Consider the following 12666-nt stretch of genomic DNA (forward strand, 5'->3'; position numbering starts at 1 on the left):
CAGGCATATGGATAGAATAGTCGTCAAAGGCTCCGGCCCGCTTTCTGGCCAGATCCCAATCGCAGGGGCGAAGAACACCTGCCTCAAACTGATGTGCGCGGCCCTTCTCAGCGACGAACCGCTCACGTTGACCAACGTACCCCGCCTCTCGGATGTGGCCACACTTAGCGAGCTTTTGGAATCGCTCGGCGTCGAAGTGGGTCGCCTGAATGAAGGCCAGACGCTTGCGCTGTCGGCCACCAATCTCACCTCTCACCTCGCGCACTACGACATCGTTCGCAAACTGCGCGCCTCCTTCAACGTGCTCGGCCCGCTTATTGGCCGCACGGGCGAGGCCATCGTCAGCCTGCCCGGCGGTTGCGCCATCGGTGCGCGCGCCGTCGATTTCCATATCACCGGTCTGGAAAAGATGGGCGCGAAGGTCGAGCTGAAGGACGGCTACGTCTATGCCTCAGGCGATCTGAAGGGGACAGAGGTCGAATTCCCGTTCCCTTCCGTCGGCGCGACTGAGAACATCATGTGTGCCGCTGTGCGCGCGAAGGGCACAACCGTCATCAAGAACGCCGCGCGCGAGCCCGATACCAAAGCGCTGGCGGATTGCCTTATAGACATGGGCGCCGACATCGAAGGCGCGGGCACTGAGCAGATTGTAGTGCGGGGTGTCAACAAGCTGCACGGCGCGACCCATCGCGTCATTACCGACCGGATTGAACTCGGCACGTACATGGTCGCCCCCGGTATCGCGGGCGGCGAAGTCGAATGCCTCGGCGGTGAACGCCATCTGGTTGAGGCACTCTGCGTCAAGATGGAAGAGGCCGGGCTTGAGATCACGCAGACTGAAGCGGGCCTAAAGGTCCGCCACCCCGGTGGGCGACTGAAGGCCACCGATGTAACCACCGCACCATTTCCCGGCTTCGCCACCGACCATCAGGCGCAATTCATGGCGATGATGTGCTTCGCCGAAGGCACCAGCCAGCTGGAAGAGACGATCTTCGAAAACCGCTTCATGCATGCCCCCGAACTGATCCGCATGGGGGCCAATATCGAAGTCCATGGCAACACTGCCCGCGTCACCGGCGTTGAAAGTCTGCGCGGCGCGCCGGTCATGGCGACCGATCTGCGCGCCTCCGTCAGCCTGATCCTCGCCGGCATGGCGGCAGAGGGGGAGACGGTCGTGAACCGCGTCTATCACCTTGACCGCGGCTATGAGCATCTCGTCCGCAAGTTGCGCGGCGTAGGCGCGAATGTGGAAAGGCTCTCCGATGGCTGAAGATGCACGGTTCGAAGATGGCGGCGAACAGCCTGTCGCTTTGCGCGCCCTCGAAGCCGCGGATGTTCCCGTCCTCTCGGCCCTCGTGCAAGATGCGGTCTTCCCGATCACCGAGATGACATGGGATCGGACCCGCCGTCGCTTTGCCATCCTACTCAATCGTTTCCGTTGGGAAGACCGCGGCAGCAAGGATGGTCCCCAGCGCACCCAAGCGGTGCTGGCAATCGAAGATGCGATGAAAGTGTCCAGCCAAGGCATTGACCGCTCCGATAAGGATACGATCCTGTCGGCCCTCGCGCTGGAATGGGAGCCGGGCGAAGACGGCACAGGCCGTCTGACCCTGACCCTTGCAGGGGATGGTGCCATCGCCATCGACGTTGAGGCGCTCGAGATCACGCTCAAAGACGTCACCCGGCCCTATCACGCCCCCTCCGGCAAAACCCCGGACCACGGACAATGAAGGCCCGGGCGCTTGAGGCGGAAGACCTGAGCGCCCTGGCAGAGCTTCGCCTCGACGGCATCCGACGCTTCCCACAAGCGTTCCTCCTGACCGAGGCCGAGGCCCGTGAAAGCGATGCTAACCTTCTGGGCTGGATCACCTCAGGCAACGCGCTGGGGTTGTACGATGGCAAACGCCTGATCGGCTTTGCGGGCCTGCGCGCCATGGGTTTTTCCATGGCCGAACACCGCGCCCATCTGGGGCCGTTCTACGTCGCACCGGATCATCACGGCACCGGGGCCGCCGACACGCTCCTGACCTTTGCCTGTAACCTCGCCCGAACACGTGGTGCGCAGCAGGTGGAACTTTACGTCGCAACGCCGAACACTCGCGCGCGGAATTTCTATGCCCGCCACGGCTTTGCGGTCATGGGCCAAGTTCCCCGTGCCGTGATCCAGAACGACGAAACCGTCGACGACCTCTTTATGGTCCGCGACCTGACAAAGGACCTGCCGTCACCCGGCCCGGACGGTCTGCGCCGCCTTGGCCCCGGCGATTGGCGCGCCTTCCGTACGGTCCGGCTGGAGATGCTGGAAGAGGCCCCCGAATTCTTCGGCTCCACCTATGCCGAATGGGCGGCGAAGGCCCCGGATCAGATCATGGCGTGGCTCGACACGATCCACCTCTTTGCACAGGTCAGCGGCGGCCGCGCGCTGGCGACGGCCGGTTGGTATCGCAAGCCCGGTGCGGTGCAGGCCCACCGTGCTGGGGTCATTGCGGTTTACACAACACCAGAGGCGCGGGGCAGGGGGCTGGCGTCAGCGTTGCTATCCGCGTTGGAAAAGGATGCCTGCGAAAACGGCGTCTCTCAGTTTGAGCTGAGCGTCGGCGACAACAACCCCGCAGCCCGCGCCGCCTACAGCGCGTCGGGCTACAAGCTCATCGGCACAATCCCCCGAGCGCTGAACTATTCCGGCACGCTCGTTGATCAGCACGAGATGGTAAAACCGCTCACGGCTTGAGGCCCCGGCCCCCCCGCGCTATCTGCCGGGGACGGATCGCCGGAGGGGCCCATGCCAATTTTTCTGAACACCCAAGACGCAGATTTCGACACCCGTTTTGAGGCCCTCCTGCACATGAAGCGTGAGGACGCGCCCGAGGTCGATGATGTCGTTGCAGGCATTATTGCCGATGTTCGCGCCCGTGGCGACGACGCGGTGATCGAGCTGACGTCAAAGTTCGACCGCCTCGACCTTACGCCGGAAACGCTCGCCTTCACGCCGGACGAAATCGCGCAAGCCGTGGCTCAGGTGCCTGCTGAAGAACGCGCGGCTCTTGAACTCGCCGCCGAGCGTATTCGCGCATATCACGTCCGCCAACTGCCCGAAGATGCCCGCTGGACAGACCCTGACGGCGCAACGCTCGGCTGGCGTTGGGGCGCGGTCTCTGCCGCCGGCCTCTATGTTCCGGGCGGTCTTGCCTCGTACCCCTCAAGCGTCCTGATGAACGCCATCCCGGCCCAAGTCGCTGGTGTCGAGCGCCTCGTCATTTGCGCGCCCACACCCGATGGCGTGGCCAATCCGCTCGTCCTGCTGGCCGCACAGCTCTCGGGCGTTGACACGATCTACCGCATCGGTGGCGCGCAGGCCGTGGCTGCTATGGCCTACGGGACGGCAACAATTCAGCCCGTCGACAAGATCACTGGCCCCGGCAACGCCTTCGTGGCTGCCGCCAAGCGCCGCGTGTTCGGCAAGGTTGGCATCGACATGATCGCTGGGCCGTCCGAGATTCTCGTCATTGCGGACAAAGACAACGACCCCGACTGGATCGCCACCGACCTGCTCAGCCAAGCCGAACACGACGAAAGCGCGCAAAGCATCCTGATCACCGATGATGCTGACTTCGCCGAGGCCGTGGCCCAAGCGGTTGAGACCCAGCTCGAAACGCTCCCTCGTGCCGATATCGCAGGCCCAAGCTGGCGCGACTACGGCGCGATCGTCGTGACAGAAACCCTCGACCAGGCTGCCGCCCTCAGCGACCGCATAGCCCCCGAACACCTGGAGCTTTGCGTGACCGATCCCGAAGCCCTCTTCGCCAAGATCACCCATGCGGGCGCCGTCTTCCTTGGCCAATGGACGCCCGAGGCCATCGGTGATTACATCGGTGGGCCGAACCACGTGCTGCCCACCGCCCGTTCGGCGCGGTTCTCCAGTGGGCTGAATGTGCTCGATTTCATGAAACGCACCACGCTTGCCCAAATGTCCCCCGAAGCCCTCAAGGCCATCGGCCCCGCGGCCGTTACTTTGGCCACATCCGAGGGGCTCGGCGCCCACGGCGCATCGGTGCAGGCCCGGCTCGATCGCCTCAACCGGGGGGAGGGGGAGTGACCATGCACATCTGCCACATCGAAATCGACACCCAAGGGATGCCCGCCCCAACCCCCGAGATCGAGCAGGAGCGTAAGGTCGCCATCTTCGACCTGCTGGAAGAGAACACCTTCTCCATCCCCCGCCACGACGCCCCCGAAGGTCCCTATCGCGTGACGCTGGCAATCCGCGATAAGCGGCTGGTGTTCGACATCGACACCGAAGAGGGCGCGGATGCGACGGAATTCCACCTCTCGCTTTCGCCGTTTCGTCAAACTGTCAAAGACTACTGGCAGATATGCGAGTCGTATTTCAACGCGGTCAAAACCCTGCCGCCCAACCAGATCGAGACGATCGACATGGCCCGTCGCGGCATCCACAACGAAGGTGCGCGGCTGCTGCAAGAACGTCTCGAGGGCAAGGCCGAGGTCGACAATGACACCGCCCGCCGCCTCTTCACCCTGATCTGCGTGCTGCATTTCGGGGGCTGAGAAGGTGGCGGACGACTTCCCCCAATCCGTCCTGTTCTGCTGCGACCACAATTCCACGCGGTCGCCGATGGCAGAGGGCCTGATGAAGAAGTTCTATGGCCACCGCGCTTATGTGCAATCGGCTGGCGTGAAACACGAGCTTGAGATTGATGGATTCGCGGTTGCCGTCTGCGCGGAGCTAGGCGTCGAGTTAGAACGCCACCGCGTCCGCTCCTTCGATGAGATGGAGGAATGGGGCGATGACCTGACCGGCTTTGATCTCATCGTGGCCCTTAGCCCCGCCAGCCAGCGCCGTGCCCTCGACATGACACGCACCTTCCATATCGACGTGGAATACTGGCCGATCCTCGACCCAACCGGGCTGGGTGAAACACGAGAGGCGAAACTGGCCTCCTACCGCCAGGCCCGCGATCAGATCGTGGGCCGCATGCAGGATCGGTTTGGCCCTGCTTCTGAGGCTTGAGCGCCCATAAAGGGCCGCAAACGTCCCATTAATCTGGCCTAACGCATTTCTCACAAATTTCTCACGCGCTGAATTGCGGGCGCCTGTGATACTTTCCCTAGCGTCACTTTGATATTGGGGAATGTCATGGACACTCATTTGATTGTTGCCGTTCACGGTATTGGTGAACAACGACCCGGCGAAACTGTTAATGCCATTGTCGGCGCCGCGACCACGCAATTTGAAAAAGACGACCCTTTGTTTTTGCCGGTCACGATTGAAGGTGACGTGGTGGACCTTGCAGACAACCGTCTGCAGGAACAGCCGCGAAACGGCACCTTCTTTCCGTCGCACCTGCGCACGATCAAGGCCGCGCAGGCCCACACGCCTGAAGAACGGGCCGTCTTTGCCGAGGTCTTTTGGGCCGACAAAAGCCCCGCACCCCATGGCGCGTTCTGGACCATTTTCGACCTGCTGAAAATCGTTCTGGGCCTTGGATATCTGGCGATGGAAAACGCAGAAAGCAATCGCGGCCGCTACAGCGTCTGGCTGGTGCGTTTCTTTATCTGGACGTTCTTTTGCTTCGTCGCCCCCATCAATGCGACGCTCCTGATTTCCGCGTTGTTTCTGCTGCTGGAAGCAACGCCTCTATGGTCGGAGTCCGTCTACAAATACTTCCCGATCCTCTTCCTCGGCCATGCCCTTCTGACAATCGGCATTGGGCTTTATATCCGGTTTTCTGCGGCCAAAACGCATCTAATGCGATTGTTCGGGTCGGGCCTGATCAGCGTTGGTATCGTATTCTTGCTGGTTTTGTGGCTCTCGATCTTTTTTGACGGCGTCAATACGCTCCTGTGCAATGGAACTGATACCCAATCCATTGCCATTGCGAACAACATCGATTGCTATTTCAGCTTCATCCTGTGGCTGATGGAAATCAGCTGGCTTGGCATTATTTTGCTTGCCTTGGCCATCAGTGTTATTGGCATGGTGGGGGCGATGTTCGGCCTTTCCAGCGCAGACGCCAATCATGAAGAAAGCGTCGCCGCGCGGATCCGAGATGCCGTGACAGGCGTGCGGATCATCTACCCGTCCATCTGCGCGGCCATGGTCATTTTCTGGAGTGTCATCGCCTCAAGCCTCTGGCTGTTTCTGTTCAATGTTGCCCGGGGTCTCAGTCATGAGGTCGAGGCCCGCTCGTCCGAGGCATCCCAGAATGACCAAAGCGGAGATGCGCCAGCGGAGTCCGCTGCGCCGACCCCGGACTCGGTGCTACTTGATCCCGTCACCACTGGACAGCCCGTCGAGGATCCCAACAAAGTCACGGGGCTATTGTTTGCGCTGCTGGAAGAGAAGTTCCTGCTCGTGAACCTGTCGTCCAGCTTTGCGCTCGTGGCGGCGGTAATCCTGGTGATTGTCCTCGCGGCCCTGATCGTGATCCGAAAGACCCGGGCGAAGCTTTTGTTCCAAAAGGCCGAATGGCGCAGCCGACTGATTTTGAACCCAATCATTCGCTATTTGTTGGTGGTTGGTCTCGCCATCGTGGCGCTGGGTCTGGCTTTGCCCTTCTTTGAAAATACCGAGGACAGTTGTGCGGACAGTGCCCTCCAAGCCATCAGCACTTGTTGGATGAACAGCCAAAAGCCCTTCTTCGCAGCCTTCCTTCTGCTTCTCGGGATCGTACTCTTCCGCTTTTCACACCAGATTTCGGGTGGGTTGGGCATCTTCCGCGATATCGTGACCTATTCCGTTCAGGAAAGCTGCGCCTGGACACAGGATCCGGAGAAACGAGCCAAGAACTTCACCCAGCGCGATCAAATCAACGCCCGCTTCCGCCGCACGCTGCATTACGGGTTGGAGGCGTTTCAGCCCACGCGCGTGACCATCATCGCCCATTCGCTTGGCTCCATAATCGCTACCCGCATGTTGCACGACCGCGACGTCAAAGCATTGCTCGCAAAAAACGGCAATCCCGAAGTGGTTTTGATCACTATGGGCTCCCCCGCCACACACATTTACCGCCGCTATTTCAAAGAGTTCTTTCAGATCTCCACGGATGACATGCCGCTGGCGGAAACCCCGGGCGCGCCCGTCAACAAGGCGTGGTACAACATCCACCGCGAGGATGATTTCGTGGGTACCCGTATCGGAGATGATATCGAAAAGGACACACCGGATCTGGCGCAGAACTTCTCAGTGCAAGCCGGTGGCCATACCGGTTACTTCACCGATGGTCATGTCTGGAAGGTTTTGCGCGACCAAATCGGCTTTCGCCTGTTCCCATCGCAATTCATGACGGAGCGCCGTGAAGCGGCGGAGTGATCCGCCGCCTATGACTTCATGATCGCCACCGGACCCGCAAGAACTCAGCGTTGTATGGACGAAGCCATGCATCCGCTCCACGACCGTCCTTCGCTCAGCCACACTCCGCCAGGGTGGTCGCCATGTTGTGAATAAGCTGCGGGTAGAGCGTCGCGCCCAGTGCCAGCTCTGCGCCAATCGGGTCGATCACCGCTGTGCCAGCTTCGGTGCCATCCAGAACCGTTTCGATCAGGCCGGGGTTGAATTGCGGCTCCGCCAGGACGCAGTCGATGCCTTCATCCCGAATGCGCCCTTGAATCTCAGCCAGACGTGCCGGGCTTGGGTCCGTCGCGTCACCGAGTGAGATCGCGCCCGCAGCGCTCAGGCCAAAATCGTTCTCGAAGTACTGATAGGCGTCATGGAAGACGATGAATTGCTTGTCCTGCACCGGCTCAAGAATGCCCGAGACGTCTGCGATCAGCGCCGCAAGCTCCGCCTGTCCTTCGACCGCATTCGCAAAGTAGGTGCTGGCATTCTCCGGATCAGCCGCCGAAAGCTGTGCTGCGATGATCGGCAGCCACGCGCTGGCGTTTTGTGGCGAGAGCCATGCATGGGGATCAAACGCGCCATGGTCGTGGCCTTCATGGCCATGCGCATCTGCGTGCTCTTCATGGTCATGATCTTCGTGCCCATGCTCATCGTGCCCGTGCTCCTCGTGCTCGTGGCCGTCTTCTTCGCCATGCTCTTCGTGCTCGTGTTCCTCGTGGTCATGATCGCCGTCCTCGGCATGCTCCTCATGATCATGCTCCTCGTGATCATGGTCATGGTCGCCATGCCCATCTTCCTCGGCATGTTCTTCATGATCATGGTCCTCATGATCGCCATGATCGCCTTGATCGTCCTCGTCCCCATGAACATGCGCTTCAAACAGCGCGCCTTCACGGAACTCCAACGCGACCGTGCCTTCCGCCCCCAAAAGCTCCGTCACCGCAGCCCCCTCGGCCAACGTCTCCACCGCATCTTCCATCCATGGCGTCAGCCCCTCACCGATCCAGAACACCAGATCAGCCTCCTGCAGTGCGCGCGCCTCCGATGGGCGAAGGTTGTATTCATGGGGCGAAGCGCCCGCCGGAATCACCAGTTCAGGCTCCCCCACACCTTCCATCACGCGGGCCACCAGCGAATGCACCGGCGCAATATCGACGGCAACGTTCGGCACATCAGCCATCGCCGTGCCCCCCATCAACATGGCCCCGACCGACAGTGAAACGCGCATTCTGGACATAGGACACCTCATGTGATTGTATAACATTTCACACCGGATAAACGATACACTATAACATGACAAGCCCATCCTCCGCCCCCATCGGTTTCGAACAGCACGACCATGGTGCCTGCGTCAGCGACGCATTGGCCGCCGCTGATGCGCGCTGTGCGGCTGAGGGACTGCGGCTAACGCCCGTGCGCCGTAAGGTGCTGGAATTGCTTCTGAAGGAGCATCGAGCCCTTGGCGCCTACGCGATCCTTGATCTGCTGCGTGATGCAGGGTTTGGCTCACAACCACCCGTCGCCTACCGCGCGCTCGATTTCCTGTCTGAACACGGCTTCGTTCACAAAATCGAACGCCTCAACGCTTTCGTCGCCTGCGCCCACCCCAACGACGCCCATTCCCCCGCCTTCATGATCTGCCGCGCCTGTGACGCCGTGGCGGAGGCGCAATCAACGCCCGCCAAAGGCACTCTGGGGGAGGCCGCCAAAGCCGCTGGCTTCCAAATCGAAAAGACGGTGGTGGAAGCCGAAGGCCTGTGCCCCGCATGTGTCGAGAAGCCCGACGAATGAGCCTTCTGACCGCCAACAACGTCACCGTCGCCTACGGCGCGAATACCGTGCTCTCGCGCGTCGATCTGCATGTGGATGCCGGCGAAATCGTGACTATCGTCGGCCCCAATGGCTCGGGCAAGACCAGCCTTTTGCGCGCCGTCATCGGCGCAGTACAACCCGCATCAGGCACCATCACGCGGCAAAAGGGCCTGAAAATCGGCTATGTCCCGCAAAAGCTGCACATTGACCCGACGCTTCCCATCACGGTCGAGCGCTTCATGCGACTGACCGATCGCGCGACGCGCGCGACCTGCCAGAAAGCGCTCGACAGGGCAGGGGCGCCCGACCTGCTGCACCGGCAGATGTCACGCCTTTCTGGCGGGCAGTTCCAGCGTGTTCTGCTGGCCCGCGCCCTTATCAATTCGCCCGACCTTCTGCTGCTCGATGAAGCCACCCAAGGCCTCGACCAACCCGGATCCGCTGCGTTCTATCAACAGATCGAGGCCGTCCGGCAGGAAACCGGCTGTGCCATCATCATGATCAGTCACGAACTTCATGTGGTGATGAGCGCGTCTGACCGTGTCATCTGCCTCAACGGACATGTCTGCTGCGAAGGGACGCCCGCTGTTGTGGCCTCCGCTCCCGAATACCGTGCCCTCTTTGGCACCGGAACCGGCGGGGCCTTCGCGCTATACCAGCACGATCATGATCACCACCACCATGATCACGATCACGACCATACCAACGAGGCGGCCGAGTAATGCTTGACGATTTCATGGCCCGCGCGACGATCGCGGGCATCGGCGTTGCCTTGGCTGCGGCCCCGCTGGGCTGCTTTGTCGTATGGCGGCGCATGGCCTATTTTGGCGATGCCACCGCCCACGCCGCCATCCTTGGCGTGGCCTTGGCGCTGGCGTTGGAAATCTCGGTCTTTGCCGGATCGGCTGCCGTGGCCCTCGCCATGGCGCTGACCGTGACGCTGCTCACCCGACGCGGCTACGCGATGGACACGCTTCTCGGCGTTCTCGCCCATTCCGCTTTGGCCTTCGGGCTGGTGGCCGTGTCGTTCCTGCAAGGAGTGCGCATCGACCTGATGGCCTATCTGTTTGGCGACATCCTCGCCGTATCCCATTGTGATCGTGAGGATTTTCGTGAGATTGGCCTTCAGGCCCTCGGGCGCTGCGACCTCGGCATCATCTGGGCGGGCGGCGCCCTTGTTGTGGCCCTGCTGGTCTGGCGCTGGCGCCCGCTTCTGACCGCCACGCTGAACGAAGAACTCGCCTATGCCAGCGGCATCGCCCCTCGGCGGGAGCAGTTGATCCTAACCCTCGCGCTGGCCATCACCGTCGCCGTTGCGATCAAGGTTGTGGGCGCGCTTCTTATCGCCGCCATGCTGATCATCCCCGCCGCCGCCGCACGCGGCTTGGCACGCACGCCCGAGGCTATGGCGTTGATTGCGGCAGCCATTGGCACGCTGTCTGTGGTGGCTGGCCTGCAAGGCGCATTGGTTTTCGATACCCCCGCAGGCCCATCCATCGTATGTGTCGCCGCGCTCCTCTTCGCGCTTCTCAGCCTGTTCAATTGGCGTGGGCAGGGCAGGGCGTAGGTCTCCGCCAAAGACCCGTTCGAAGGGTCTTCCCCCCGCCCACTAGCGCGCCTATCGTCTCGCCCATGCAAGATACCATCGCCCTCATCACCCGCTACTACGCCGCGTTCAATGCCTCCGACACCGAGGCCATGATCGCCTGTCTCGCCCCGGACGTCGCCCATCACGTCAACGAAGGCGCAATCCGCGTGGGCCACGACGCCTTCCGCGCCTTCTGTGCCCATATGGACCACTGCTACTCGGAAAACCTGACCGACATCGTCGTTATGGCGTCCGAAGATGGCTTCCGTGCAGCGGCGGAGTTCATGGTGAACGGCACCTATCTGCAGACCGACGAGGGTCTGCCCGAGGCGCGCGGCCAAACCTACTGCCTGCCTGCCGGCGGCTTCTTCAGCGTCGAAAACGGCCAGATCACCCGTGTTGTGACGTACTACAACCTCGCCGACTGGACTGCCCAGGTCAGCGCATGACCCTCACGCTGCGCACCTTTCGCGGGGCGGACACGGCAGAGGTCATCGAAGATCTTGCGCGCCTGCGGATCGAGGTCTTCCGCGACTGGCCTTACCTCTACGACGGCGATCTGGATTATGAGCGCCGCTATCTCGCCGACTATACCACCGGAAAAGCCCTCGTCGTGGCGGCTTTTGAGGGCGAAACCATGGTTGGGGCATCTACAGGTATGCCACTTATGGAACACGCCGACGACTTATCCACAGCATTCACGGGAACGTCGTTCGATCCCGATACCTTGTTTTATTGTGCGGAATCCGTGCTTCTGGGAAAGGCTAGAGGGCAGGGCATCTACCACCAATTCTTTGCGGCGCGCGAAGCCCACGCCCAAGCGGCAGGTTTCACATATGCCACTTTCTGCGGCGTAACCCGTCCTGATACACATCCCGCTCGTCCAAATGGCAACAAACCGCTCGATCCCGTCTGGAAACACTTCGGATACACCCCCGTGCAAGGCGCAATCGGCCATCTCAGCTGGCGCGATATCGGAGATACGCGGGAAACCACCAAACCCCTCCAATTCTGGATCAAAAAGCTATGCGCATAGCCACCGCCGCCTATTCCTTGGATCCCTTTCAGAAGTGGGAGGATTACGCCGCCAAGCAGATCCATTGGGTCCGCGAAGCCGCAGGGGCAGGGGCTGACCTTCTGGTCTTCCCTGAATACGCCCGCATGGAGCTCGCAACCCTCCAAAACGCCGCCGGTGAACTGGAGCCCTCTCTCCACGCCGCCTCCGACCTCGCACAGGACGCCGACCACCTCATGGCCGATCTGGCCCAAGGTTACGGCGTCCACATCCTCTGCCCCTCGGGTCCCGTATTCGACGAAGACCGCGACCGCCCCGTCAACCGCGCGTGGTTCGTCGGGCCGGACGGGTTCATCGACTACACCGACAAGCAGGTCATGACCCGGTTCGAGCGCGAGCAATGGAACGTTGTCCCTGGAGATCCTTTGCAGGTCATCGAGACCCCCCTCGGCAAGATCGGCGTCCTGGTCTGCTACGACGCTGAATTCCCCCTCCTCGGCCGCCGTCTCACCGAACAGGGCGCCGAAATTCTGCTCTGCCCCTCCTGCACCGACAGCGAAGCAGGCTACAACCGCGTCCGTATCGGGGCCCAGGCCCGCGCGCTCGAAGGGCAATGCGTCACCGTCCAATCCCCCACCGTGGGCGACGCCAAATGGTCTCCCGCAGTCGATGAAAATGTAGGGGCCGCAGGCATTTACGGCCCGCCCGACCTCGGCTTTCCCGACGATGGCATTCTCGCCCAAGGCGCGCTCAACGAACCCGGCTGGGTCCTCGCCGACATCGACCTCGCCGCCATCCACAAGGTCCGCACCGAAGGCCACGTCTTCAACCACGCCCACTGGCCCGAATCCCACATCGCAGCGTCACAAAGCGACTAAACCCCGATTTCCCTTG

Annotated in this window: 14 protein-coding genes; 13 read left to right on the plus strand and 1 reads right to left on the minus strand. The window is 61.6% G+C overall.

The genetic code is table 11. The annotated features are described in order from the left end of the window. Positions 1–7: 7 nt before the first annotated feature. The 7 genes from murA to V8J81_RS04105 all read left to right on the plus strand — a co-directional run bounded on the left by murA (position 8) and on the right by V8J81_RS04105 (position 7330). Positions 8–1270: a UDP-N-acetylglucosamine 1-carboxyvinyltransferase gene (gene murA, locus V8J81_RS04075; protein ID WP_368474472.1), complete on the plus strand. Its 1263-nt coding sequence runs from the start codon at positions 8–10 to the stop codon at positions 1268–1270. Next, entirely contained in the window at positions 1263–1730 is a 468-nt protein-coding gene (locus V8J81_RS04080) for a DUF2948 family protein (protein ID WP_368474473.1), read from the plus strand. The genes murA and V8J81_RS04080 overlap by 8 nt, the downstream gene beginning before the upstream one ends. Continuing rightward, positions 1727–2731, plus strand: a complete 1005-nt coding sequence (locus tag V8J81_RS04085) for a GNAT family N-acetyltransferase (RefSeq protein WP_368474474.1) — start codon at positions 1727–1729, stop codon at positions 2729–2731. The genes V8J81_RS04080 and V8J81_RS04085 overlap by 4 nt, the downstream gene beginning before the upstream one ends. A 51-nt stretch (positions 2732–2782) precedes the next feature. Then, positions 2783–4096 carry a histidinol dehydrogenase gene (gene hisD / locus V8J81_RS04090; protein ID WP_368474475.1) on the plus strand — a complete coding sequence of 438 codons (1314 nt, stop codon included), beginning with the start codon at positions 2783–2785 and terminating at the stop codon, positions 4094–4096. Between the two features lie 2 nt (positions 4097–4098). After that, on the plus strand, positions 4099–4566 hold the full coding sequence (locus tag V8J81_RS04095) for a UPF0262 family protein (RefSeq protein ID WP_368477596.1): 468 nt from the start codon (positions 4099–4101) through the stop codon (positions 4564–4566). A gap of 4 nt (positions 4567–4570) precedes the next feature. Beyond that, positions 4571–5029, plus strand: a complete 459-nt coding sequence (locus V8J81_RS04100; protein ID WP_368474476.1) for an arsenate-mycothiol transferase ArsC — start codon at positions 4571–4573, stop codon at positions 5027–5029. Positions 5030–5155: 126 nt separating this feature from the next. After that, positions 5156–7330, plus strand: coding sequence for a hypothetical protein (locus tag V8J81_RS04105; RefSeq protein WP_368474477.1), 2175 nt, complete (start codon positions 5156–5158; stop codon positions 7328–7330). 94 nt (positions 7331–7424) lie between these two features. Here the strand turns inward: V8J81_RS04105 and V8J81_RS04110 are convergent, their stop codons facing one another. Continuing rightward, positions 7425–8594: a zinc ABC transporter substrate-binding protein gene (locus tag V8J81_RS04110; RefSeq protein ID WP_368474478.1), complete on the minus strand. Its 1170-nt coding sequence runs from the start codon at positions 8592–8594 to the stop codon at positions 7425–7427. A gap of 56 nt (positions 8595–8650) precedes the next feature. Between V8J81_RS04110 and V8J81_RS04115 the strand changes: the two genes are divergently transcribed. From V8J81_RS04115 to V8J81_RS04140, 6 genes are all read left to right on the plus strand, one after another. Further along, positions 8651–9148, plus strand: coding sequence for a transcriptional repressor (locus tag V8J81_RS04115; RefSeq protein WP_368474479.1), 498 nt, complete (start codon positions 8651–8653; stop codon positions 9146–9148). Further along, on the plus strand, positions 9145–9891 hold the full coding sequence (locus tag V8J81_RS04120; protein WP_368474480.1) for an ATP-binding cassette domain-containing protein: 747 nt from the start codon (positions 9145–9147) through the stop codon (positions 9889–9891). The genes V8J81_RS04115 and V8J81_RS04120 overlap by 4 nt, the downstream gene beginning before the upstream one ends. Next, entirely contained in the window at positions 9891–10736 is an 846-nt protein-coding gene (locus tag V8J81_RS04125; protein ID WP_368474481.1) for a metal ABC transporter permease, read from the plus strand. The genes V8J81_RS04120 and V8J81_RS04125 overlap by 1 nt, the downstream gene beginning before the upstream one ends. Before the next feature lie 65 nt (positions 10737–10801). Then, positions 10802–11206 (plus strand): ketosteroid isomerase-related protein, encoded by a 405-nt coding sequence (locus V8J81_RS04130; protein ID WP_368474482.1) that lies wholly within the window; start codon positions 10802–10804, stop codon positions 11204–11206. Further along, a complete protein-coding gene (locus V8J81_RS04135) occupies positions 11203–11793 on the plus strand; it encodes a GNAT family N-acetyltransferase (protein WP_368474483.1) in 591 nt (196 codons plus the stop codon). Before V8J81_RS04130 ends, V8J81_RS04135 begins: the two co-directional genes overlap by 4 nt. Further along, positions 11784–12650, plus strand: a complete 867-nt coding sequence (locus tag V8J81_RS04140) for a carbon-nitrogen hydrolase family protein (protein ID WP_368474484.1) — start codon at positions 11784–11786, stop codon at positions 12648–12650. The genes V8J81_RS04135 and V8J81_RS04140 overlap by 10 nt, the downstream gene beginning before the upstream one ends. Positions 12651–12666 lie beyond the last annotated feature (16 nt).

The organism is Gymnodinialimonas sp. 202GB13-11 (assembly GCF_040932485.1).
In the GTDB taxonomy this organism is placed as follows: domain Bacteria; phylum Pseudomonadota; class Alphaproteobacteria; order Rhodobacterales; family Rhodobacteraceae; genus Gymnodinialimonas; species Gymnodinialimonas hymeniacidonis.

What these genes read in the sequence shown, in the direction of transcription:
- murA (WP_368474472.1), top strand. Translation starts at nt 8, where the DNA reads ATGGATAGAATAGTCGTCAAAGGCTCCGGCCCGCTTTCTGGCCAGATC.
- V8J81_RS04080 (WP_368474473.1), top strand. Translation starts at nt 1,263, where the DNA reads ATGGCTGAAGATGCACGGTTCGAAGATGGCGGCGAACAGCCTGTCGCT.
- V8J81_RS04085 (WP_368474474.1), top strand. Translation starts at nt 1,727, where the DNA reads ATGAAGGCCCGGGCGCTTGAGGCGGAAGACCTGAGCGCCCTGGCAGAG.
- hisD (WP_368474475.1), top strand. Translation starts at nt 2,783, where the DNA reads ATGCCAATTTTTCTGAACACCCAAGACGCAGATTTCGACACCCGTTTT.
- V8J81_RS04095 (WP_368477596.1), top strand. Translation starts at nt 4,099, where the DNA reads ATGCACATCTGCCACATCGAAATCGACACCCAAGGGATGCCCGCCCCA.
- V8J81_RS04105 (WP_368474477.1), top strand. Translation starts at nt 5,156, where the DNA reads ATGGACACTCATTTGATTGTTGCCGTTCACGGTATTGGTGAACAACGA.
- V8J81_RS04110 (WP_368474478.1), bottom strand. Translation starts at nt 8,594, where the DNA reads ATGTCCAGAATGCGCGTTTCACTGTCGGTCGGGGCCATGTTGATGGGG.
- V8J81_RS04115 (WP_368474479.1), top strand. Translation starts at nt 8,651, where the DNA reads ATGACAAGCCCATCCTCCGCCCCCATCGGTTTCGAACAGCACGACCAT.
- V8J81_RS04120 (WP_368474480.1), top strand. Translation starts at nt 9,145, where the DNA reads ATGAGCCTTCTGACCGCCAACAACGTCACCGTCGCCTACGGCGCGAAT.
- V8J81_RS04125 (WP_368474481.1), top strand. Translation starts at nt 9,891, where the DNA reads ATGCTTGACGATTTCATGGCCCGCGCGACGATCGCGGGCATCGGCGTT.
- V8J81_RS04130 (WP_368474482.1), top strand. Translation starts at nt 10,802, where the DNA reads ATGCAAGATACCATCGCCCTCATCACCCGCTACTACGCCGCGTTCAAT.
- V8J81_RS04135 (WP_368474483.1), top strand. Translation starts at nt 11,203, where the DNA reads ATGACCCTCACGCTGCGCACCTTTCGCGGGGCGGACACGGCAGAGGTC.
- V8J81_RS04140 (WP_368474484.1), top strand. Translation starts at nt 11,784, where the DNA reads ATGCGCATAGCCACCGCCGCCTATTCCTTGGATCCCTTTCAGAAGTGG.